This is a genomic window from Moraxella bovis, from assembly GCF_002014975.1.
In the GTDB taxonomy this organism is placed as follows: Bacteria; Pseudomonadota; Gammaproteobacteria; order Pseudomonadales; family Moraxellaceae; genus Moraxella; species Moraxella bovis.
Map to the genome: position 1 here is coordinate 1 of NZ_MUXV01000041.1, position 25,376 is coordinate 25,376.

Sequence of the window (25,376 nt, forward strand, 5' to 3'; positions counted from 1 at the left end):
ATACTTTTTAGACCAGAGCCCAAAAAATTACAGCCAAACAAAAACACAGGTCGTCTAGCCTGTGTTTTTTATCACTTAAATAAGCGATTGATTATGCTTTGGTCAATAGGTATTGATAAAGTTCATCTTTTAGAGCCAATTTTTTGCGTTTTAGCCTTTCGATTTCTTCGGCACGACTGTTGGCGGCAACAGGGTCATTTTCAAGATTGGTGATTTCTTCGTCAAGCTCGTTATGCTCATCAAACAGCTTAACAAAGTGCAAATCATTTTCGGTTTTGAGTTTGGTGATGAGTTCACGGTATTCTGGAAACATGAAAATTCTCCTGATTTATCAATGGGTTAGTGATATTCCAACAGCTGATTTGATGGCAACTTACCCACCAAATCCACTTATTTGGCACGGCTTTATCTTAGCAAGAATTGGCGGTATAAGCAAGCAAAATTATCTTTTTTATGTGCTTTTTTGTATGAATTTTCTTTTTGGGATTAATTGAGTTTTATAAACTTAATATTAAAAACGTTTAAATTTTCTAAATATCAAATAACCCTTATAATACTAGGTAATTTAAACATATTCATAGGCAATTTATAGGTACATACCATGCTAGACAAATCTTTACTTGATGCTATCAAGACTTACAGCACCAACATGACCCGCCCCATTGCCATGATTTTGGGTTACGGCGACCATGCCAAACGTGCCGAATTGGTGAACTTTTTGGAGCAGATTGCCAGCTGCTCGGATAAAATCGGCTTTGACAAGACTGTGGTGGATATTGACTTATCGCCCATGAGCTTTAAGATTACCACCGACAACCGTGATACGGGCATTGTGTTTAGTGGCATCCCAGGCGGTCATGAGTTCACGTCCTTGCTACTTGCGATTTTGCACGCAGGCGGTCATACCATGAAGCTGGACGAAGGCATTCAAGAGCTGGTTAAACGCATTCAAAAACCACTTAAATTTCAAACCTTTGTCTCGCTATCGTGCCACAACTGCCCTGATGTCGTGCAAGCGTTAAACCAATTTGCCATCTTAAATGAAGGCATTGAAAACGAGATGATTGACGGTGGCGTATTCCCCGAGCTTGTCGAAGCCAACAACATTCAAGGCGTGCCTGCGGTATTTTTAAACGGCAAACCATTTTTAAATGGTAAAGTCGATACCGCCCGTATCATTGACAAACTACAAGCCGAGTACCCCGACTTACTTGCCGAAGGTCAAAGCGAAGAGCTAGAAACCCAAGACGTAACCGTCATCGGTGGTGGACCTGCTGGCAGTGCGGCGGCGATTTATACCGCTCGCAAGGGACTTCGTGTGGCACTCGTTGCCGACCGTATTGGCGGGCAAGTTAAGGATACCCAAGACATTGAGAACTTAATCTCAATCCCACTCACCAACGGCAACACCCTAGCAAGCAACCTTGCCACACATATTAAAGAATACAACATCACGGTCAAAGAACACGTGAGCGTATCGTCTATCGAAGAAGTCAAAGGCGGTTATCAAGTTACCCTAAACACAGGGGCAAGTTGGACTTCAAGCACGCTCATCATTGCCACAGGAGCCAAATGGCGTAAACTTGGTGTCAAAGGCGAAGATGAAAACATCGGCAACGGCGTGGCGTATTGCCCACACTGCGATGGCCCCTTCTTTAAGGGCAAGCCTGTGGCGGTCATCGGGGGCGGTAACTCGGGCGTGGAAGCGGCGTTGGACTTGGCGGGTATCGTTGCTCACGTTACCGTGTTAGAGTTTGGCGATAAACTACGTGCCGACCAAGTCCTGATTGACAAAGCGAGTGCCAAAGACAACATCACAATCATCAAAAACGCCACCACGCAGAAAATCACGGCAAATGGCGGTAAAGTAGATGGTCTTATCTATCAAGACCGAGTGTCGGGCGAGAATGTAACTTTGCCACTATCGGCGGTATTTGTGCAAATCGGACTGGTGCCAAACTCTGATGTCGTCAAGGGCTTGGTCGATGTTACCGCTCATGGCGAGATTGAGATTGATGCCAAATGTCGCACGAGCAAGGCAGGCGTGTTTGCTTGTGGGGACGTAACCACCGTACCTTATAAGCAAATCAACATTGCCATGGGCGAAGGCTCAAAGGCAGGGCTGTCGGCATTTGAGTATTTGATGATGAATTCTTGATTGGTTCAAGATTTGTATTTAAAGGTCTAATACCCAAAAAGCACACTTGATAAAGTGTGCTTTTTGTTGGCAGATAATTCATTTGCGTCAAAATTTTGTACACCTGCTAATTTTTAAAAACAGGTTGAAACAATTAAAAAGCCAAGCCCCATCAAGACTTGGCTTAATCAAGCCTTGATGGGACATGCTAATCTTTCTCCCTTAAGTGCGACTAAGGTTGCAAGATTGGTGTCATTATCAAGGATTTTACAGCATTAAAACTTCCACTTGATAGCGGCTGTACCGCCATTAGTGCTGGTATTTTTGCTAAATTCTCCTTGATATTGCCCCAAAATTTCAGTATTGGCACTTAGCTGATAACGTACGCCTAGACCGAGCGACCCTGAGAATTTGTCATTCTTTTGGGCAGTTTGGTTAAAGCTAACATCGGACAGACCATTAAATGAAGCACTGATGGTGGGTCGATGGTTGTTTTCAAAGTGTCCTGCCACGCTACCGATAAGCTGAGTATTATCATTGATGGGTTTGGCAAAGTGAACACCGGCGGTGGCACGGACGATGTTGTCGGTGCGTTTTGCCACACTCACACCAAAGTTCCCAACCAAATCAGTGCCATGGACTGTCTCTGTATACCCGTCGCTGGCTAGGCGAGTATAACGCAACTGAGCAAATGGCGAAACATGGTCGTTGATGGTGCCAATACGGCGGTCAATGCCGATGCCGATTTGACTGATTTTGGCATCATAGTCGGCACGTGCCTTGCCTTCAAAGACATTGGCCACGTTAATATCACGTTCGGTTTCGATATTGGCACGACCATAACCAACAAAGCCATTGACATTGGTATCATCGCTTAGGGCATAATCGCCATAAACATAAGCCTGAGTGAGTTTGGTTTGTAGGTTTTGGCGAACCGAAGTGCCTGTGCTGTCAATGTCGCTATTAGAGTGTCCCAGTGCCACACCCAGACGCAAATCATCGCTTGCCATACCGTCTGTCCCCACCACAAAGCCGTGTGAGTTGCCATCAAAGCCTGCAAAACCGCCTCGCTCATCGGCTTTGTGTTTTTGTCCGACCGCTTGTAGCCACACAGAGTTTGACAGATTATCACTGCGTCTAAATAGCGAGCGTCCGCCAGCGTCTGAGCCTTGCGTGATGTCAGCACGAGCGGTAAAGATGCGGTCGGTAACTGCGGTGGTGGCTAGGTTGTGCTGTTCGTTGATGACGGTGGGGGCCTGGGTGTTAATCGCAGGTTGGAGATTTTCGGCGATTTGGCTTAGTTGCTCATCATCAAGTTTTGCCACAGTTTGTAGGGCAACGAGAGTTTTACCCAAACTGCTATCAGAGCTGGCAACCGCTTTATCCAGTACCCCTGCCACATTTGAGGCTGATGGTTTGTTGTTGTGTTCCACCGCATCAGTAAAGAGTGTGGTGGTTGGGAGTGCAGGCAGTGTTATCACTGGCGGTGTTACAGGCGGAGTAACTGGCGGTGTTGCCGTTGCAGGTTTGGTTACCAAATTCACGGCATTGTTTTTGTATTCGGTGTCTAAATTAGAGGTAATGGGGTTGCCATCTTGGTCCAGCACCTTAAATGAGGTAAATTTGCCCGTCAAAGTACCCGCTTTTACCATGTCATTAAAAATGGCAGTATTGCTTGGATTGGCAAGGGTGGCTTTGATGAGGTCATAGGCATAGACATTTAACGCACCTTTGGAAGCATCAAGATTGCCTGTTACATGGAATTTGCCATAATCATCAGTATCACGCACTGCGATATTTAGACTTTCACCATCATTAAATTTAAAGTTGCCATTTAATTTGAGTATGCCCTTTTCAATGGCGATGTCGCCTTTGGTGTTTTTAAAGGTGTTTTCGGAAATGGTAAGATTGCCTTCGCCAGTTTTTTCAAAACCGCCACCATTGGTGGTAAATTTACCTGCATTGCCTGTAATGACGGCATTTGGGTTGATGGTAACATCATGACCGTTGGTGTTAAATTCTAAACCATTATTAATGGTGATGCTATCAGTGCTAGTAAAACCTTTAAAGAAGTCATCTTGGTTGCCTTGCTCTATCTTGATGTCAGCACCATTTAGCACGAGGTTGGCTTTGCCCGCTGTACCTCGTTCGATGTTATTCACGGCGACATTACCACCACTAGACACATTCAGATTGCCAGTGGCTTGCTCGCCGATGATAAGGCGGTTTGCACTAATCATGCCGTCATTTTTGACATTGACCGTGCCTGTATTTTCATCGCCAACGGTAATGGTCATGGCATTGACTTGTGATTTGCGGTTTTCGCTTTGACCTATGCCATCAATGTTGATGGTACTGCCTGCTTGTCCGTTGTTGGTAGTGCCAACCCAAATATCTCTGGCATTCACGGTTGAGCCACTATTGACATTGAGTGTGCCTACACCGCCATCACCCACCATAAGATAAAGGTCGGCTTGTAGTTTGGATTCGCCAGACAGATTGACTGTGCCATGACCGTGAGCGACACGATTGACCTCATCGCCCATGACACCAAGTAAGATGCTGTCGGCAGAGCGGACGGTTGCTCCATTTTCGATATTGACAATGCCCGTTCCATACTGTCCAATCCCAATCCATTGACGACCTTCGTGGGGATTGTTTAAGTCGTATGCACCTTTTGCACTCATCGAGCGAACCACATCTTTTCCTGAGACAGTTACGGTAACATGACTACCTTTGATGGTGGCGATGTTGATGGGTTCTGCTCTGTCGCTACTTGTGGTGTAGTGTTTATCCTCATTGATGTCAAGAGCAAATGCCGTACCACTTGTTGCCATCGCACCTGCCAGTACGCTGACCTTAAAAATCTTACCCGATGATTTGCCACACGCTTTGGCAAATTCGCACACGCACTGATAGATGCCTAAACTGCGGTTAAAGATAATACGATAAATGTGGTTCATAGGAACTCCTGCTTCTATATAAAATGCCAAAAGATGAGATATGTTAATCAAGCACAGCTCACAGACGTGGATTAACACTATTGTATAAATCATGCATCAATCATACATGAATACAACAGCAAACATAGTTATACCACATAAAACCTACAAATATCGTTCAAAATTCCGACGCTAAGATAAAAGGTATTATTTTTCATATAAAAGGCAGTACAAGGATTGCTTTGATGTTTTAAAATCTCATGTAAATTTCAATGAGCATACATCAAGCCGCTTTCTTGCAACAATATAGTCTGCCAACTTTGAAATAATACTGTGTCAAACTCGCTCGTAGTACTACTTGTACAACTTCGCTCGTTTTCCTTGTCTTATTTCAAATTTGTTTGACTATAAAGAGTAAAAAGCCAAATTACAGCCAATGAAATTGAGTCTTACTACAAAAACCATGGCACTTTTTCACCCTAGAAAGCACCACTAACCATTAGGATATTCTTTTAATAGACATAATCAATTTTCTCATCGAAAAGAAACAAGCCCCAAACAAATGTTGGGGCTTTTTACCATTGCATTAACACTTTACTTCATGCGACTTATCAAATTGTCTTTCATCACAAACTGATGATACAACGCTCCACCAACATGAGCGATGACTAGAAAAACCAGCACATAAAACACCGCCCCTGTGTGTAGCTCGTTCATCACTTTTGCCATATCTCTGTTAATGCTGACCACGCTTGGGAAACTAAACAGCCCAAACACGCTCACGCCACGACCGCCATACATACTCATGAGCATACCTGTAATAGGCATGGCAAGCATGGCAATATACAAGCCCAAATGGGTCAGATGGGCTATCGCCGTTTGCCATTTTGGCATGGGCGGGTACGGTGGGGCTTTGACGACAAAGCGGTTAATGATGCGTAGCACCGTCCAAATAAAAAAGCTCGCCCCGATGGATTTGTGCAGACCGATATACTCATCACCCATATTAATAGTCACAAATGCCACGATGATAAGTAACGCCCCCATCCAATGAAAAATGCGAGTGGCAAGGCTGTATTTATCGGTGTGACGTGTCGGCTGGCTCGTGGCTGGCGTGGTCATGATGCTTCCCTAAATAAAAAACTTCGTTTTATTATAACGAAGTTTTTGGTAAAAATTACAAGACAAAAGTAGCTTTTTGGTAAATCAGCTGTCCAAATCCACCAAGCGGTGAGCGATTAAGTCCAAATCAGGCACGACATACATCTCGCCATCTAGCATGACCGCTTGATACAGATAGTTTTCTTGTCTTTGCTCACGGTTAGGTAGATTAGGAATGGACAGCTGAATGTTAGCAATCTCTTCATCACTTAGAATAATATCTGTCACATCTGAGATACGAACCCTTCTGGTTGTCAGCTCGCCTGCGGTTTGTAGTGCCAAACGGTGAACGTCCGAGTTACCTTCTAAGATGACGAGCTTGTCCACTTCGATGTCTTTGGGAATCAAATGGTACACCGAGACCTCTTGACCTCGCCACAGATATGTCCAGATTCGCTCATGGTATTCGTCCACGCTTATGATAAGGGCGGTTGGCACCAACCAATCAGGCTGACCGATGGCAGGAATGGCGGTCACCTCAATGGTACCATGCTCAGCAGTAAGCAAGCTTACAGGTTCAAACTGGTGTTTTTGAATTTTTCTCATAACTATTCTCAATCAATGGTAAATGATGACATCATCTTTAATATTCATCATGCTGTTTTGCCAAGAATCATCCATCCGTGATGCATTTGATGGCACGCTTAAAGCAAATTTAGGCATCGCTGTTTGTCATTGTGAATATTTAAGACCCCGAAGCATGTGATTGATGCGTTTGGCAAGTTCCAAAGGTGTCCCAAAAAATTGGCAAAATCCTGAATCAATCATCGCTTGGGGCTGGCTAGGACAACCACTACTCTCAGGGCTTTGAGCCCACAGATGGCTTTTGTTTTGGGCAATTTGGGCAAGATAGGCAGAACCATCATCACCCATGCCAGAGAATATGATGCCAATAAGTTCACTGCCATACACGTCGCTGGTGTTTTTAAGGAGCTGACTGATGTTCGGCTGATATTCACCCCCCCACGGCTTATCGAGTAAAATCACTCGCCCTTCGCTGTCACAGACGATTTGTTGCTCAATCGGGGCAATCAAGCAAGTCCCTGTTTGTAATCGCTGACTGATGCCAATTACCCGACATCGCCAGTCATTATTGCGAGTGAGTATCTTTGGCAGACCATAAATCATCTCTTTATCAAAATGATGCGCAATTAAAACGGCAAGCGGCAACTCAGGGGAGATGTTATCCAAAAATACCTTCAAAGCATCAGGTCCGCCCATCGATGCTCCCAAAAATAGCACGTATTTCCAAGGGCGTACAGACACATGGGAGATGGTCGTGGATTTTTTATCCGTAGTCTTTATCGTGGGCATGCCAAGCGAGTTACAAAGACGGCGTAGCAGTGAACGTTGCCATTTTTTATAACTCTCATCATGCTTTGGATTGGGAGCCTCTTGAAAACCCACCAACATCAGGCGTGGCTTATGACCATCAATGAGTGCCTGCAACCCATCCAATAAAGGTGGCTCCACTAGCCACACCATCGCTTTGGGCAATTTTGACTTTATCATCACATCAAGCTGTTCGGTACTAAAACAGCCAATAACGTCAAAGCCTGCCTCACGCAAACCATCATCAAAAGCAAGTCGCTGACTGCGTTGATCACTTATCACAATGACCTTAATATCCTTAATCTGCTCGTCAGATGGCATGATTTGATGGGTGCAAATATCATCAACATCCGAGTGCTGACAAGTAGGACTAACACCAATCTTGCTTTGCCAGTACTGTGCCGCCACACTCAAAGGTCTTTGTTTCGACACATCTTTGTTAGATTCCATCGCCCACCATCATCTTTCATGAACGAACCGCTAAATGTTTAGCAGTTTGCCAATACGTTCCAAAAGCTCCACTTCTTGGAACGGCTTACCCATGTAGTCATTAACACCAATCTCGAAGGCACGGTCTCGATGCTTTTCGCCCGTTCGTGATGTAATCATGATGATTGGCAAATGACTCAAACGGGGACTGTGACGCACCTGAGTTGCGACCTCAAAACCATCCATGCGTGGCATCTCAATGTCAAGTAGCATCAAATCGGGCATATTGTCTTGTAAAATCTCAATGGCATCAACACCATCTTTGGCAACGATAACCTCAAAACCTTGACGTTCTAAGAAACGAGATGTGACCTTGCGTACCGTCACAGAATCGTCTACCACCATGATGAGGTGACGACGGCTGACGACAGGTTCCACCTCTTTGTTTTCTCGTTTCGCCTGAGCGGTACGCATGAGTGCCAACAGATCAAGGATGAGCATGACCGAGCCATCACCCATGATGGTTGCTGCCGAGATTCCCGATAGGTTAGAAAGCTGACGACCTAATGGCTTGACCACAATCTCAATACGAGAACCCACAATCTCATCTACCTGCAAAGCAAGGGCTTGCCCTGTCTGAGTTTTGATGATAATTACAGGCAGGGTCGTACCTGAGACAATCTCATTAAAATAATTGCCTGTTAAGATTTCATTAAGATAACGCAAACGATAGTTTTTGTTATCAATCTTGATGGTGTTATTGCCCGATTGATGATAGGTTAATAGTTCTGTGGCATTCATCTGCACCACACGCTCAATCTGCACCAGCGGGATGGCGTATTGGCGGTCAGCCACACGCACGATGAGTGCATCTGACACAGATACAGTCAATGGCACACGGATGATAAAACGAGAGCCCCCACCAAACTCCGACTCCACTGATACCGAACCACCCAATTGACGAATCTCTGTACGCACCACATCCATACCCACGCCACGACCTGAGATTTGGGTTACTTTGTTTGTGGTGGACAGACCTGCATTAAAGATATACTGCATGATGTCGTTATCAGCAAGCTGTTCGTCGGGGTGAATCAATCCTTGACTGATGGCCTTATTACGTACCGCATCTACATTCACGCCTGCCCCATCATCAGATAGCAAGATAACCATCTCACCCCCTTCACGTAGCACCTCTAACGTGATATGACCTGTTAATGGTTTGCCAAGCTCACTACGCTTAGCAGGCATCTCAACACCATGGTCAACAGCATTACGAAGCATGTGTTCTAGCGGTGATGTAATGCGGTCAAGAATACTTCTATCCATCTCATCATCAGCATTAATCACCGTCAGCTCTACGTTCTTGCCAAGCTCGCTTGCGGTTTGACGCACAATGCGTTGGAGGCGTGGGGTCAGTCGTGAAAATGGCACCATCCGTGAATTCATCAGACTGTCCTGCAAGTCTGCTTGGGTACGTGATAATTGTAACAACAAGTTTTCACCATCACGGGTTTTGTCTAGCATGGTCGCTTTAATGTCTAGCAAGTCTGATGCTGACTCCGAGAGTGATTTGGACAACTGGTTAAGTGACGAATACTGGTCCATCTCCAAGGGGTCAAAATCTTCATCAAACGTACCATCATCAATCTGTGCCAGAATCTGCTCTTCTAGTTCAATATCCATGCGACGTAGCTGGTCAAACAGACGCTGAACCGTAACCCCCATCTCCTCGATACTGCCTGTGATACTAGCAAGGTTCATGTCAATACGAGCACGGTTAATCGCCGCCTCGCCTGACAAGTTAATCATGCGTTCAAGCAGTGGGGCTGAGATACGAATCATCTCATTGTTACTGCTACTGTCCACACTTTCTCCAAACATACCTTTCATGGGTGGCATGCGGCTGATATCACGGGTATTTTTTGATTCTGCCAAGAAGGCTTGATATTCATTGATGAAATCAATTTCATTCTCAAGCGACACCACAGGCACTTCGTTTAGGTCATCGGGGTTTTTGATGAAACGGTGCAAAGCATCTACTAACGGCGTAGGGCGAGGTGGGTTGTAGTTATGTTCTAGCAGCCCAACCGCTGATGTAATCCAATCATGACAGGCAAAGAGTAGATTTGCCACCATACGTGTTGCAGGCAGACGGCGGTTACCCAAGCCCTCATAGACCGTTTCCATCTCGTGAGCGAGGTCAGCCACGCCATTGGCAGAGACCATTCTTGCTCCACCTTTGATGGTGTGTAGCTTACGTTGCAATGCTTGCAAACTTGCCACGTCCGATGTGTTATTACGAAACGCCGCAAAGTTCTCACTACTGCTCTCAGCAAGCTCTTTAGCTTCTTCTAAGAATACACCCAAGATGTCTTTGTCAGGCAAGTTGCCCTGCCAAGAGTCTTTAATAAAACTTTGGTATCTGGCTTCTTCATCAAGCTCAGGTGTGGCAGGTTGGGCAGATGTACTCTCTTCTTTTTTGGCATCAAGCACAGGAATGGCAATCACAGCCCCTTCTGGCACTTCTCCTGCGGATAAATAAGCCTGTAAATCAGCAATGGTGTTATCTGCAAAGAAAGACTGCTTGGTATTTTTAACCGCATCTAGCTGCAAGGATAATACATCCTGCACACGTTGCATGGTGCGAACCCACGGGTCGGTAACGGTCATTTGTTTATTGGTAAAGCGTTCGTATACACTCTCTGCTTCGTGAGTTAGATCACCAATACTGCTAATACCTGCCAGTCTCGCTCCACCCTTTATGGTGTGCAAATGTCTTTGCAGGGTTTTTAGATGGTCAAGATTTTCCTTATCATTTCGCCATTGACCGAAAACTTCAGTTACCTCAGCATCAAGCTCCAACGCTTCATCTAAAAAGATTTCCAACAGCTCATCATCTGTGGCAATCATCTCTAAACGAATAGGTGCTTGAGAATCAGACTGTGATGCCCCCTCATCAATTGATGCCTTAGATGAATCGGCATCCTCTTTAATCTTAGACTGCTCTTTTAGAGTATTGCCAAGCTCTTGATAATAATTCTCTCGCTCTAACGTGATGGTACTTAGGTTATTTAGAATTGATTTATCGACCGTTAACGCCATGCTACCTGCCATGGCGTCAAAGAGCCCAATGAGCTCATGATGAACCGCAAGCAAGGCATCAATAAAACTGTCATCTTTGACTTGTTCGGCATGCTCTGCCATCAGTTCATAGGCAGGCTTTAAGGACGCAAGCAGGCTTTGAAATTTTGGCAAATCTTGCGTACGTGCTAAAAGCATGTCAATCTGAGCAAGCTGTGTTTTGGCATAATCACAAATTACATTTTGTTCTTTGGCACTCATGCCCTCCAATTCAAGCTCAGCATCAAGCAGCTCATCAATCCCATCAATCAGACTCTCTACATGATAAACATTAGTCTCATCAAGCATCAACTCTTCAATTTCTTGCTTATCCTCAGCCAATTCCCCCAACTCTTGGTCGGTGATGAGACCGCCATCGGTTTGGTTGTAGGCATCAAGATAGCCATCAATAAATGCCACTGCATTTTTGAGTGCTTGTTTGTGCTTATCACCCATCGGTGCATCATGATGTTGCAAACTTTGCAAACCACGCTCAATAATAGCACCCACCTCACCCACTGCCACCAGTGGTGCCAAGCCTGATGCTCCACGCAAGGTGTGAAATGCACGCACCACGTTATTGTCCACGGGTGTCTGAGTATCTGCTTCATGTGCATTTAAAAATATTGTCACCTCCGCCAATAATTGTCTGGCTTCTTCGATAAAGATTTGGCACAGCATGTCCTCTTCATCATCTACAGGACTGCTTGGCGTGGTGTTAGACATGATCTGACCTGCCTGCTCCACCAAACTAAGTGCTTCGTGAGTGGGCTTGGTCTTCTTGTCAGTCTCATCATCTTGGGTGCGGTCTGTTTGTTTGGTGTTTTTGTCATTGATGACGTCTTGATTTGACTCACCTTCTACTGATGATTCCACCAAAACAGGCTCAGGCACCAATACTCCATCATCTAATGACTGCAAAGCGCCATTATCGGCAACACTGTCAATGTCATCACCGTCTTCTGTACTGGCATTTTGTATATCGGTGTTTTTGTCCAACCCATCAGCTGCATCCAATGTGCGATAGTCAAACTCCTTGCCATGCCCTTTGCTATAAGCGTGAGCGACTGCCTCCCACAGTTTTATCTTGGCAGGGTAATCGTCAGATTTGGATTCAAAGATGGACACCAACGCACCAAACTCGCCCAACACGTCACCGATGAGTGCCTGCATGCCATCATCCATCGGCACGGTCTCATCTAGGACACGGTTTAGCATGTTCTCAATCGACCAAGCCAGCTCGCCAAGCTCATACGCCCCAACCATACGTCCTGAGCCTTTTAGGGTGTGAAAGCCCCGGCGGATGTCGGTCAGCGTGCCTTTGTCAGGACTGCTTTGGTATTTATCAAAAAGCGGAATGATGGTCTCTAAGACCTCGCCTGCCTCTTCGATATAAATCTCGCGAATGTCTTCATCGACCTCCATCGGCTCATGCGTGGTTGCTTTGGCAGTCTCGATAAATGGCAATAGTACCGCAGGCATGTCCGCTGTTTGGATTTGCTCATCATTGGTGGTATCATCAACAATCTCCTCAGAAACACTTTCGATTTCATCAGCATTTGCCAACTCATCACCAATAGACTCATCGTCATCCTCGCCAATCATGATGTTGTCATCTGCCACATCATCACTGACCAACTCGTCTGTCTCTACTGTCTCTACTAATGGCTCGTCTTGCACCTCATCTTCTATACTCTCGCCTGCTAGGTCAGGTCTGCCTTCATCCATGGGTCTGCCCGCCAAGATATTATTGGCACGCATGACTACCAGTGCATTGTCCACGCTCGGGGGTTGACTGCTTGCAAAGTCCTGCACCATAACAGGGATAATTTCGGCAGTCTCACTAACGATGGCCACCACATCAGGGCTGACTTTGACCGTTTCGTCTAGAACACGGTTAAGCATATTTTCAATTGCCCAAGCAGTCTCACCCACTTGAAATGCCCCAACCATACGCCCTGAGCCTTTTAGGGTGTGCCAATTACGGCGAATCTCTTTTAGCGGTTTGAGATTTTGGGGGTCAGCTTGCCATTTTGGTAGGTGCGCATGCATCTCTTCCATGACTTCATCGACTTCTTCGATGAAAATCTCACGGAATTCTTCATCATGGCTAAAATCATCTTCTTTTAGGCTTGCCTTGGCAGCAAGATAAACCTCACTTAGCCCATCTGCAGCCTGCCCCTCTGCTACGTCTTGTTTTGTCTCACCAAGAACTGTCACTTGCTCATCAGACTCTTTTTGGGCAAGTTTTTCATCAGCAATATCAGCAATATTGATATTATTCGTATCGTCTGCATCATCTATATCGTCAAAAATAACATCAGCTTCGCCAATCGTCTCATCATCAAAGACGACTTCATCAAACACATCTTGGTCTGGCAAATCTTGGCTATTGTCGGCTTGAGCAACATCTACATCATCGACAACTATCTCATCTTCGTTGGTGCCATTTTCAGGTAGCTCATCAGTCAATAACTCACTACTTGCAAGACTTGGTACAACATTATCCACCGTGCCTTCATTGACATAATCAGACAACAAAATCTCATCATCTTCTTGGGTTGCATACACACCATCTTCTGCCGTGTGAGGCTCTTGGTCGGGCAACTCATCCACCATAAGTTCATCGTCGTCAAGCTTCTCATCATCCAAGGTCAATGCAATACTGTCATCAAATAAATCCAACTCAATATCTTCATCAGGCAAATGATTGATGATTTGTGGCCCATCTTGGACTGGGTCATCATCTAAGCGTGGATTTTGGCTTTGGTCGCCTACTTGACCGACTGCCAAAACTGGTTCATCAACAAAAATATCATCAAACAGCTCATCATCTGCCACATCAAAGTCGACTGTTTCACTCTTTGTGGGTGTTTTGATGTCATCAACACCAAAATTATCATCAAAGGTAAGCGTATCATCAAACAAATCATCAAAATCATCTTGGCTGATTTGGTTGTCTTGGGCGACTTGATGGCTGATATTAATACTCTCATCAGGTGTTATGGTGGCTGTCTTATGAGCATCATGAATGTCTAGACCAATCTCATCCAAAGTCTTATCATGCATGCCATCAATGCTAACGTCAATAACATCAACATCATTCTCTGCTTTGGCATCATCCAAAGACATGTCATCCGCTGGCAACTCATCGATGGTCAATGTACCATCTAACTCAAAATTATCAATAACCTGCTCGGTTTGATTTTCATCTTGGGCATTTTTTTGCACAGACGGCTCAACCATCTGACTTTCAAAGACGACATCATGAGCCAGTTCTCGCCCATCTTCTGCTTCGCTGTCTTGCCCATCATTAACATCTAGATTGACATCAATACCCAATCCCAAATCCACATCTGTATTTGTGTCTGTATCCAAAACATCTTGGATACCATCTTGAGCGTCGTCAAGGTTTGTTTGTGATGGCAAAGTGGGGACATGCTCGCCTGCGTCATCATAAACCGTGGCATGCTGATGAGCAGAGTGACGTGCCATCTCCACATCATACAGTTCAGGCTCGCTTAGATTGGCATCAAGCAGTAGTCTTTGAGCATCATCGGTGCATTCTTCTGTTCGGGTGAGTAGAGCATGGTCAAATACTTGTTGTGCCAAATTATCACGGAACATCTCAAACAAGGACAAACACTCGGCAATCTTATGAGCGATTTGCCATGGGATATGATTTGGTGATTTTTCTTGGAGCAGGGTAAATACCCCCGCAATTTTTGTTGCCACTGTCGCCACATCAAACAACCCTAGGTCATTAAAGTTTTTAACCAGTAACTCAAAATTCTTAGATGATGGCAGTTTATCAGCTTGTTTATGGTTTAGGTAATCTGAGAACTTATCTTTGACTTCTTCTATTAAGATACGAACTTCACGAAGCACATCTCGCTCATTGACAACAATGTCATCATGACGACCGCCTTTGGTGTTGATAACCTCGGCGGTACTGGCGATGGCAGTATACAAATCTTGGAGCTGAGTGTTGAGTTGCCATTGCATTTGGGCAAACATCTCATCACTGCTTTGGGCGGTGGTTGCATCACTAATGATTTGCTCCACATAACGGGCATAGAAAGACCAACCACGTGCTGACAACTGCTCTTGCAAGGCGTGTAGCACATCCATCTTAATCTTGTTGTCCGCCAACGAAAATACCAGCCCCTCCACGGTCGCCAATACATGGGGAAAGAAAGCTTGGTCGTCTGCCAACATCTCATTGAGATGCTTTAAGAGGTTTTGAGCTTGCTCATTTAACACGTCTAGATTAGCAAGTACTACATAAATATCAGCAATAACATTTTCAAGCCAAATGCTTGCTTCAAGCTCTGGGGCAATGCCTGCCTTTTGAAAAGCAATCACACGATCAAGTTCGCCCAAGATATGAGCATAATAAGATGGCAATGGCTTGGTGTTTAATGCGGTGTTTTCAAGCCATAGTACCGTGATGAGCCATAGCTTTTGTAGCACAGGCTCCGTTGCTGCTCCTGCTAGGTGCGTGCCAAGATTACGCAGTTTGGTTAGTTGTTCGCCATTGACCCCACTTTGGATAAGCTGTCCTGCCAACGCCCGCCAAGCCTGATTAATCTCTTGATAGCTTTTGTCATCTAGTGTGCCTGACTGAACCACTTTTAGGTCTATTTGCTCGCTAAACCGTTCATGAACCACCGACTGCAAGATGCTTTGTTTGTCTATCTTGCCGCCCACATGAGCCCCCACCAAATTAAGATAATAAATGCGTGAATTTAGTAAAGGACGTCGCAAAAAACCTGTGGTGGCATAGCGTTTTATCTCATTTTGCAACAGATGGCTGGCGTAGATGATTTTTGGTGCCAAAACCGCAGGGTTGCCCGTTTTTGCAAAATGCTCAGCAGTCTCACCGATGGTTTTGGCAAGTTTGGTAAACTCAGGCAGATTTGCCATGACAAGCACATTGCCAATAACACCATATTGGCGAGCAAAATAAGCCAACATCTCAGATGCTGACAGGGCTGTATGGGCGTGCAATGCTTGAAATTCTTGGTTTAACGGGTCAATCAGCCATTCTAATGCCACTAATTCATTGGACTGCTTAATCATCTTATCATCCTAAAACAATACTTTAATTGGCTTGCGCCATTTTTTTAAATCATCATTTGACATGGGTGCAAGTCAGTCATTGGCTTATTTTTTGCCAAGCGTTAATCTGACCGTTATCGACACGCCTCATATTAGGGTGTTGCCAAAACATGGCTTCATTAGGAGCGAACAAAACACAACCGCCAATATCTAAATTCTGCACAAAATATGCCAAAATGTCTCTTTGGTCAAATTTTCTAAAATAAATCAGCACATTTTGACAAATAATCACCTGTTGCTTGGGCAAGCCAAGCGGTTTTTTTGCAAAAAGGTTATGCCAAAAAAATTGGGTGTGTTGCCGAGTTTTTATGTCCACCTGCCATATTTTTTGGTGATTAAAAACGCCCACCCCATCGTGCGTGGCATGAAGCTGGGAGTGGTAACGGGCAGGGATTTCATTAATTTGTCTGCCTGTATACTCGCCTTTTTTTGCCAACGTCAGCGAGCGTACGGACAAATCCGAGCCATTGACCTGAAACGGCAAAGGTCTGACAAACTGCCGAGATATCAAGTCAAGTGTCATTGCCAACGAATACGTCTCTTGACCTGTAGAACATCCTGCACTCCATACCGAAAACATCGACGGAACATCAAACGATGGTGTTGCCTTATGCCACTTAGTAATGTAAGATTTGTACAGCTCTCCGACGAATGTCAAAGACGGCTCATGGCGAAAAAAACGACTCTCCGCAATGAGTAAGTTATCAAGTAGCGACTGAGTCAAGGCTGGCAATGGTTCTGATGGTACAACAATATCATGTTGCAAAGCATCATACAGCTCATGTACGCTCATGTTGTGACTTTGGGCGGTGGTCGTGATGGCATAAATGAGCCAATTATGTTGCACCGACGGCAACACAAATCCACAGATTCGCTCTATGTACGCTTGCCACAAAGGCAAATTCATCACGCCCCCATGCTAACAATCAGTTGTCAGCAAAAACATCATCGTTGGATAGCTTAAAGCCAGATACTGACTCTTGCAAGGCTGCCGCCATCTCGTTTAGACGACCCACCGAACGAGCAGTCGCCATCGTACCTGATGAAGTTTGCGAGGTAATATCTTGAATGATGTTCATCGTGCTAGAAATATGACCTGCAGAGGTGGCTTGCTGACGGGCAGCGTTTGAGATGTTTTGGATTAAATCTGCCAGTGTGTTCGATACGGTTTGCACCTCGTCTAGTGCCTCGCCTGCGTCTTTGGCAAGTTTTGCACCTTTTACAACTTCTGCAGTGGTAGACTCCATCGATGATACCGCTTCATTGGTATCCGCCTGAATGGTCTTAACCAGTGTCTCAATCTGACGAGTCGCCGCAGCCGAACGTTCTGCCAGTCGCTGTACCTCGTCGGCAACGACCGCAAAACCACGACCTGCCTCACCTGCCATCGATGCCTGAATGGCGGCGTTCAAGGCCAGAATATTGGTTTGGTCGGCAATGTCGTTAATCAATCCAACAATATCACCAATCTCTTGAGACGATTCACCCAGACGCTTAATACGCTTAGAGGTTTCTTGAATCTGATTACGGATGGTGTTCATGCCCTCAATAGAGCGTTGTACCACGTCCGCACCGTTTTGAGCAATGGCAACCGAACGCTGGGCAACCGAGGCAGACTCTGAAGCGTTGGCAGATACTTGGTCAATCGACACCGCCATCTCATTAATCGCGGCAGACACGCCTGCAATCTCTTGGGCTTGGTGCTCGGACGCTTCGGCAAGCTCTACCGCGGTCATCTGTGTTTGTTGTGATGACTGGGCAACTCGGTCAGCAGTGGTGTTAATGGCAAGTACCAGCTGACGCAGTTGGTCGATGGCGAAGTTCACCGAGTCGGCAATCGCCCCCGTAAAATCTTCTGATACGGTGGCGTTTACGGTCAAGTCACCTTCTGCTAGGTCGCCCAATTCATCAAGCAGTCGCAAAATCGCCATTTGTGAGCGTTCGTTTTCTTCTTGGATTTGTCTGGCTCGTGCCGCTTCTTTTTCCATCTCTTGACGCTGACGCATGTTTTCTTTTTCACTAATGCGTAATTCTTGACTGTTTTGCTGTCTTAGCAAACGATACAAAGCAAATGCCAAAGCAAGAGCACTAAGTAGCAACAAAAGTGCAGGGATTAGAATGCTTTTTTGGGTAATAATGCCACGGTCAATCTTGGAAAGTTGCTCTTGGGTCTTAGTAGCAAGGTCAGTGAGTGCTTGGGCAGATTCACGAGATTGGATGGTGGGGTTACTTAGGTCAGTCAATTGACTGATGACAGGCTTCACCATCTGCTGATAGGTATCATCAATGGCTTGCAAGGATGGGGAGGCTTGCCCATAGACTGCTTGCTGGTTTTTTAAGATGCGTGTAAAATTTGACACTTCTTCTTTAAACTCATCGGTATTGGTGCCTGTACTGCTGGTCAATGCCGCCATTTTTTCGCTGATGCGTTCAAGGCGTAGAATCTGCTCTTGGATTTCTTTGATGGTGGCAGATGACAGCCCTACTTTTATCGCCTGATCGGTAACACTCGCATACTGCTTTTGCATTTGACGAGCGGCATCTTGAACCTGATTTTGTAAATCTTGCAAAGCGTTGACGTCGTTTTGATGTGTGACGATATAATCGACACTGCTTTTTTTAGACTGCCAATCACTGCTGATGGCGTTGATCGCCTCTGCATCGCCCACCATTTTGTTATTTTGCAGGCGTGATAATGCCAACTCATAGGACTGCACGTTTGTCAGTAACTTGGCATAAGCAGCTTTACTAACATCAAAATCACGAGAAAACGTGGCGTCATTGACATCTTTGACGATATTTACCGCACTGACTTCCAGCTGATTGACATCGCCAAGATAATCGGTTACTTTTAGAAGTGAATACCCCAAATACGCCAAGCTAAACATGGCAATGAACCCAGAGATGATGAGTAGCATCCACCACTTTTTCTCTGAATCTGACGTTGGTGCGACCACTAGGGGTTCTGAGACTTTGCTCACATCATTCATTTTGCTTATCCTTTATAAAACCGAGCCACTTATCAATATCGCCCGCTTCTTACTTAACTGATACAACTCATCAATTCCACCACTTGTTGATGAAATGCTTTTGATTGGTTTTACATTTGCTCAAACACACTGGGCGTGACCACCCTATAACACAAATGATATTTTTAGAAATATTTATGACACAATTTGTCATTGGCAAAAAAATTTTAGCATGCTGGCAAGTTTTGATTTTATAGCAAACACTTAGGCTGTCAAAATCAACAACACACCACCAGCATAATTAGCCTAACGCTGCATTTAGATACTCTGTATCATGAAACAGCAAAGACGGCATAACCACATGCCATGCCTTATCATCTTTGACAAATCTGCCGTGGTTATACGGAGCAAAGGGCGACTCTTCAGGCAAAGGTACATCTTGGTACTCACTGCCTGAAAACTGCACCATGCCTGTCACTTGATCCACCAAAATACCCGAAAAAAAGCCGTCTTGGTCAACAACCATCACCTTTTTGTTTTTAAGGCGCTCATGGCTGTCAATGTTTAAAAATTTTGCCAAATCCGCCAAAGGCAACAGTCGTCCCCGTACGTTCGCCACGCCGAGTAGCCACGGCTTGGTCAAGGGAATGGGGGTTAGTTCAGGCACCGCCAAAATCTCAGATACCTCGCCCATCGGAGCGACAAATTCTTGCCCGCCCACTTCAAAGGCAATGCCAATCCACTGTGTATAATCCGAGTCATGTCGCCCTGTCGCCCGAGCCTTGGCAAGGTCGGCAAGACGCAAAAGCTCAATAAAACCAAAAGATGCCATGATTTACCCCGCAGATACACTCATGACAGAACGAATGACTCTGATGAGCTCTTCTTCGTTAATGGGCTTAGTTAAGTATTCTTTTGCCCCTTGACGCTTACCCCACACACGGTCTGTCTCTTGGTTTTTGGTGCTGACAATAACCACAGGAATGTGGGCAGTCTTTGGCTCACGGGTGATTTTACGGGTTGCTTGAAAGCCGTTCATCTCAGGCATGACGATGTCCATAAGCACCACATCGGGCATGACTTCAATCGCTTTGGCACAGCCATCTTCGCCATTATCCGCCTCAAACATCTCAAAGCCATTTTTGACCAAAATTTCACGAAATCGCAACATTTCTGTTGGCGAATCATCCACAACTAAGACTTTTGCCATGTCTGTCTCCTATATTAAATGAATTTAACTTCTAACTAATCATCAAGAAGTCAAGAGAGCCGACTAGCGAAAGCGACTGATGGTCGCAAACAAGTCTTCTTTACTAAATGGTTTGGTCAAATACTCGTTTGAGCCCACGATACGTCCACGAGCTTTGTCAAACAGACCATCTTTGGACGATAGCATGATGACAGGTTTTTGGGCGTATTCTGGGTGATTTTTAATCATTGAGCAGGTTTGATACCCATCAAGGCGTGGCATCATAATGTCCACAAAGATGATGTCAGGGTTAGTCTCAACGATTTTTGATAAAGCATCAAAGCCATCAACGGCAGTAATCACTTCACAGCCTTCTTTTTGGAGTAGGGCTTCGGCGGTACGACGGATGGTTTTTGAGTCGTCAATAATCATGACTTTAAGACCAGCAAATTCACTCACGGGATTATCCTTTTGTTTGGAAATGGATTGTAAATTAGAAATTGGTTAAATTTTGACAATATTTTAGTCAGTAAAAACCTACTTTACTTTTTAGCACAAATAAGGCAAATTTTCCACTCTTTTTTGATAAAACAAAGGATTTATGGGCTAAAAATATGATACGATAGCAAGATATTTTTAGCGACCTGTTTTTATTGTCTTGTTATCATGAACTTACCTTTTTGCCCATTGTCCTGCCAGTCATCTTGGCGGTCTCTGTCCGCCCTTGTGGCACTGTCCTTGTTGGTGAGTGCCTGCGAGCCTGTGCCTGACGCCAAACTGACCGATTTGGAGAGCTTTGATGACAAGCACGAGCGAGATGGGCTGGTGCATGGCAACACGGCTGTGCGTCCGCCCACCGATGCTGATAACGCCAAAATCACCATCAATGGCGACAACGTCACCCTTGCCACCGCTCATGTCATGGCAATCAAGTCCGAGCGTTATCAGCCTGCCTTTCGCCTAGAAGGGGTCATCATCCCCCACAAGCAGACAACCATCCCCCTACCCCAAGATAGCAAACTTGACCGCATGCTCGTCAAAGTAGGCGATACGGTCAAGGTGGGCGACATCGTGGGCAAGTTTTATCAAGAAACCGTCACTTTTGCTGATAACCCCGATAACAGTTCCAATGACAGCCTAGATGACAACAAAAGCGATGACGACACCATTGCCGATGATACTGACAAACAAACCACAAAAACACTAGAAAAATCCGAAAACCCATCTAAAAACACAAAAAAAATCAGCCCCCAAGAGCAGACTGATGGCACCGATGATGAGATGCCAATAGCCCCCATCATCACCAAAACCCCCTTTGATGTCAAAAGTCCAATGACAGGCAAGGTAGATGCGATATTCATCAATGATAAAGACAAAATCCACCCCCAGACCACGCCTGTGCTTGTCATCTCCGATGAGCGGTTTATTAAGTTCATCAGCCCCTTGCCTGCCGACTTTGCCAATTATCTTGCCATCGGCGACGGGGTGAGCTTTGACACCGAAGATGGGCGAAGTTTTGGCGGTCAGATACAAGAGATTACCCCCAACCCCAAAGTGCGTGGCATGATGGAAATCCACGTCGCCATTACGCCCGAACAAGTCAAAAAAGCCCAACTCACGCTTGGCGAACGGGTCGGCGGTTATGTCAATTATGGACAAATCGATGTGGGTGTACTTGTGCCTGCCTTTGCCATTTTTGATGATGAGCTAAACCCCATGGATTTGTCCGAGCTGACCAAACCACCCTATCGCCCTGCCACACCCCGCCCTGCATGGCTATGGACAGTGGGACAAGATGAACGCTTGGCTTTATCCAAAATCGTCGTCATCGAATACCAACCCGAAAGCGACCAATATCTCATCGCAGGCATTGCCTTAGATGGTTTGGTCGTTCTTGCCGATTTGCCCAAACAAGCTCATGGCGGACGAGTACGTTTAAAATAACCCATAGACTATTATCTGCCCAATCTCACAATCATCTGTAACAATAGTTACAAAGAGTGGGTAAATGTAGGCAAAATCGGCTAAAATACACCCCGTCATTTTAATTAAATAACAATTTACCCCTTGCCAAAGTGAATAAATATTGGCAAGATATAGCCATGATTTTTTCGCCCTTATTTTTGGGTTTTTTATAAAAGATAATTTAAATACTATTTGACATAAGGCATGACCATGACCAAGCAAATCCTACTCATCGAAGACGACCCAGATTTGGCAGAGCTTATCAGCGACTATCTGTCCATGAACTATTATGAAGTTCATCACGCCCCCACCGCCCAAGAAGGGCTTGACCTATTAGAAGCCAAAGAGCGTGACATTAACCTTATCGTGCTTGACCTAATGCTCCCTGACATGGACGGCATGCAGGTCTGCCAAAAGGTGCGAGCCTCCAAGAATGTGATGATTAACAAAGTGCCAATCGTCATGCTCACCGCCAAGGGCGACACCACCGACCGTGTGCTGGGCTTAGAGATGGGGGCGGACGACTACATCGCCAAACCCTTTGAACCCCGTGAACTGCTGGCTCGTATCCGTGCGGTGCTACGCCGTCATGAGACCCCCAATCAAGCCGACACCAATTCAGGCAGTCTGACCTTTGGGCGTTTGACGGTATTCCCCGACAGTCATGAAGTAACCATTGATGATAAAATCGTCCGTCTGACCACACACCAATTCCAGCTCCTGCACTACTTTGCCACCCATGCCGGCAAAGTGCTAAACCGTGAACAGCTCTGGCAAGCCATGCCAAACGATGACAGCTCTGAGAACATCGACCGCGCCATTGACGTTCATATCTCACGCCTTAGAGCCTTGATTGAAGACAATCCTCGTCAGCCCAAACGTATCATTACCGTGCGTGGCGTGGGTTATCAGTTCGCCACCGACCAAGTATAATCACCACCAGACATCCAATTCCTATGGGATTGGATGTTTGTTTTTTAATAGCGGTTTAGCAAATACACCAGCCAAACCAATACCCTGTTAGACTGCCATTTTATTTTAAATCCACCTGCTACTATCCATGCCCCACAGAAACAACCCACCGCCCAGCTTTGGCTTTCGCTCGCTGTTTGCACGGCTGTTTATCAGCGTGTTTTTGGCGATTATCGCCTTTGCCATTGCCATGATTTTGCTTGCCCAGCTTGTCCATAACAACTCCGACAGCATGAAATCCAAGGTCATCGCAGGGCAAATCGTGGGGCAAATTGACCCTTTTTTGGTCGAAGTGGATAAGCTAAGCAAAGACAATAACCGCTTGCAAGCCCGTTTTATCCTTGCCGTGGTCAAAAAAAGCTTTGATATTTTTGATGAAAGCCTAAACGCCAAAATCGGACTCTACGACCCCAATCGCAGGCTTATTTTGCAGACCGAAGACACCGAACTGCCCGAACGTCTGCCCCCCACCCCGTCATGGCTTGCCGAGACATTGCCCACCCTATCAGGCAAAGAGCCACATCATGTCATCTTAAAGACCAGCTCGGGTTACTCGGTGTGGTATGAGAGCCGAAAACCACCCAAGGAACGTCCGTTTTTGGGCATGTTTAACTTCTTTACTGGCACGTTTTTGCTTATTCTTATCATGACGGCGGTGCTGTGGGGTATTACCCATAACATGACGTGGCGACTCAACCAGATGAGTCGCAAGATGGCAAAAATGGGCGATGGGGATTTTAGTGTGCGGGTCAATCAGACGGGCAATGATGAGATTGCCATGCTCGCCTATGGCTTTAACCAATCTGCCGAGAAGATAGAGCGACTCATCAATGCCAACAGCCTACTGCTCGCCCACGCCAGTCATGAGTTTAGAACGCCGATTACTCGCATTCGCTTGCAGATTGAGATGATGGACATGCTCACCCAAAAGCTCGACCCTGCCGACAAAGCCAAATTTGACAAGCGCGCCAATGCCATCAATCGTGACTTAACAGGGCTTAATGATTTGGTTGAGAGCATTCTCTTGGTGAGTCGTCTGGACGCAGGTCATGCTCTGCAAGCCAATGAAAGCGTGGATTTGGTAGAGCTTATCAAAAGCGAATGCCAACACTATACCGAAGCGACGCTCTTTGCTGAGCCTGTGACGATGATGGCACAGCCCAAACTGCTGACGCATTTGGTGCGTAATCTCATCAATAACGCTCTCATTCATGGCGCACCCCCTGTGGAAGTCTATGCCTATGGCTCGCCCAGTGTGGAAGAAGCAGGCTTCATCCCCAAAGCACTCATCGACCTTGGCAAAGGCGATGACTACATGAACATACTCGCCATTCATGACATCACAACCACCCACGGCAGTGACCATGATGAACTGGCAAGTCATCTTAATGTCAATGATGACTTGCCAGAGCAAACCGAACAGATAGACAATAAAGAAGAGAGTAGTGAAGAGCAAACGCAAACCACCCAAGATACGTCATTAGAAAAGCACACCCGCGCCTTCTTTAAACTACTCTCTCGCAACAAAGACAAAGATGATGGCAAAAAAAGCCACTATGCCGTACTGGCAATCATCGACCAAGGAGCTGGCATTCCTGTGGATAAGCGTGAAGATATATTTAGCCCCTTTGTACGACTAAAACAGGAGAAAAAAGGCTCGGGACTTGGGCTGTCGCTGGTCGCCCAAATTGCCGAAGCCCATGGCGGACATATTAGCACCGATACATGGCAGGGCAAAACTCGCTTTTTGGTGGTGTTGCCGATAAATCAGGATGGTTAAAATTCACGATAAAGCGACAAATACACTCTCTGATTTTGATATTGATATAACTGGGGAATATTACTCGTTACATCCTTATAGACCCAATTTAGTGTAGGTCTCATGCCTTTGTATTGCCATTTTGGATTAAATAATGACACATGGTACGTCTTTTCTCTGTCCACTCTCGGTATAGAGATGATCTCGTGGTCATTGTCAAACTCTCTTTTACTCGTTAAATAACGAGCTTGCAGACCGGCAGTGGTTCAAAAAGTAT

The 25,376-nt window shown here is 45.6% G+C and carries 16 protein-coding genes and 1 pseudogene; 5 read left to right on the forward strand and 12 right to left on the reverse strand.

Annotation, left to right across the window (positions count from 1 at the left end):
- Positions 1-91 precede the first annotated feature (91 nt).
- A complete protein-coding gene (locus B0182_RS09970) occupies positions 92-313 on the reverse strand; it encodes an HP1242/YdcH family protein (RefSeq protein ID WP_078274798.1) in 222 nt (73 codons plus the stop codon).
- On the opposite strand from B0182_RS09970, the gene B0182_RS09975 reads away from it, so the two are divergent.
- Both B0182_RS09975 and ahpF read left to right on the forward strand, forming a co-directional pair.
- Positions 312-494, forward strand: coding sequence for a hypothetical protein (locus B0182_RS09975; RefSeq protein ID WP_078274799.1), 183 nt, complete (start codon positions 312-314; stop codon positions 492-494). The genes B0182_RS09970 and B0182_RS09975 overlap by 2 nt on opposite strands.
- Before the next feature lie 107 nt (positions 495-601).
- Positions 602-2,158 carry an alkyl hydroperoxide reductase subunit F gene (gene ahpF, locus B0182_RS09980; RefSeq protein WP_078274800.1) on the forward strand — a complete coding sequence of 519 codons (1,557 nt, stop codon included), beginning with the start codon at positions 602-604 and terminating at the stop codon, positions 2,156-2,158.
- A gap of 254 nt (positions 2,159-2,412) precedes the next feature.
- On the opposite strand, the gene B0182_RS09985 is transcribed toward ahpF, so the two are convergent.
- The 10 genes and pseudogenes from B0182_RS09985 to B0182_RS10030 form a co-directional block, all read right to left on the reverse strand.
- Positions 2,413-5,100 (reverse strand): autotransporter domain-containing protein, encoded by a 2,688-nt coding sequence (locus tag B0182_RS09985; RefSeq protein ID WP_158079687.1) that lies wholly within the window; start codon positions 5,098-5,100, stop codon positions 2,413-2,415.
- A 573-nt stretch (positions 5,101-5,673) separates the two neighbouring features.
- Entirely contained in the window at positions 5,674-6,201 is a 528-nt protein-coding gene (locus tag B0182_RS09990) for a cytochrome b (protein ID WP_078274802.1), read from the reverse strand.
- Between the two features lie 84 nt (positions 6,202-6,285).
- Positions 6,286-6,786 (reverse strand): hypothetical protein, encoded by a 501-nt coding sequence (locus tag B0182_RS09995; RefSeq protein ID WP_029103932.1) that lies wholly within the window; start codon positions 6,784-6,786, stop codon positions 6,286-6,288.
- A 126-nt stretch (positions 6,787-6,912) separates the two neighbouring features.
- Entirely contained in the window at positions 6,913-8,022 is a 1,110-nt protein-coding gene (locus B0182_RS10000; protein WP_244893677.1) for a chemotaxis protein CheB, read from the reverse strand.
- A 30-nt stretch (positions 8,023-8,052) separates the two neighbouring features.
- Positions 8,053-16,206, reverse strand: coding sequence for an Hpt domain-containing protein (locus B0182_RS10005; protein WP_078274803.1), 8,154 nt, complete (start codon positions 16,204-16,206; stop codon positions 8,053-8,055).
- Between the two features lie 76 nt (positions 16,207-16,282).
- Positions 16,283-17,152: a CheR family methyltransferase gene (locus B0182_RS10010; protein WP_078274804.1), complete on the reverse strand. Its 870-nt coding sequence runs from the start codon at positions 17,150-17,152 to the stop codon at positions 16,283-16,285.
- A 19-nt stretch (positions 17,153-17,171) separates the two neighbouring features.
- Positions 17,172-18,206 (reverse strand): annotated as a pseudogene (locus tag B0182_RS15345) (methyl-accepting chemotaxis protein); the annotation flags it as partial.
- 1,309 nt (positions 18,207-19,515) lie between these two features.
- Positions 19,516-20,046 carry a chemotaxis protein CheW gene (locus tag B0182_RS10020; RefSeq protein ID WP_078274805.1) on the reverse strand — a complete coding sequence of 177 codons (531 nt, stop codon included), beginning with the start codon at positions 20,044-20,046 and terminating at the stop codon, positions 19,516-19,518.
- A 3-nt stretch (positions 20,047-20,049) separates the two neighbouring features.
- Positions 20,050-20,424 carry a response regulator gene (locus tag B0182_RS10025; RefSeq protein WP_078274806.1) on the reverse strand — a complete coding sequence of 125 codons (375 nt, stop codon included), beginning with the start codon at positions 20,422-20,424 and terminating at the stop codon, positions 20,050-20,052.
- A gap of 63 nt (positions 20,425-20,487) precedes the next feature.
- Positions 20,488-20,835 (reverse strand): response regulator, encoded by a 348-nt coding sequence (locus B0182_RS10030; protein ID WP_036388546.1) that lies wholly within the window; start codon positions 20,833-20,835, stop codon positions 20,488-20,490.
- Between the two features lie 234 nt (positions 20,836-21,069).
- On the opposite strand from B0182_RS10030, the gene B0182_RS10035 reads away from it, so the two are divergent.
- From B0182_RS10035 to B0182_RS10050, 3 genes are all read left to right on the forward strand, one after another.
- Positions 21,070-22,347, forward strand: coding sequence for an efflux RND transporter periplasmic adaptor subunit (locus tag B0182_RS10035; RefSeq protein WP_143821712.1), 1,278 nt, complete (start codon positions 21,070-21,072; stop codon positions 22,345-22,347).
- 231 nt (positions 22,348-22,578) lie between these two features.
- Complete coding sequence (locus tag B0182_RS10045; RefSeq protein WP_029103939.1) at positions 22,579-23,301, forward strand: response regulator transcription factor; 723 nt, start codon at positions 22,579-22,581, stop codon at positions 23,299-23,301.
- Positions 23,302-23,428: 127 nt separating this feature from the next.
- Positions 23,429-25,120: a HAMP domain-containing sensor histidine kinase gene (locus tag B0182_RS10050; protein ID WP_078274809.1), complete on the forward strand. Its 1,692-nt coding sequence runs from the start codon at positions 23,429-23,431 to the stop codon at positions 25,118-25,120.
- Here the strand turns inward: B0182_RS10050 and B0182_RS15350 are convergent.
- A complete protein-coding gene (locus B0182_RS15350) occupies positions 25,117-25,353 on the reverse strand; it encodes a surface lipoprotein assembly modifier (RefSeq protein WP_078274810.1) in 237 nt (78 codons plus the stop codon). The genes B0182_RS10050 and B0182_RS15350 overlap by 4 nt on opposite strands.
- Between the last annotated feature and the right edge of the window lie 23 nt (positions 25,354-25,376).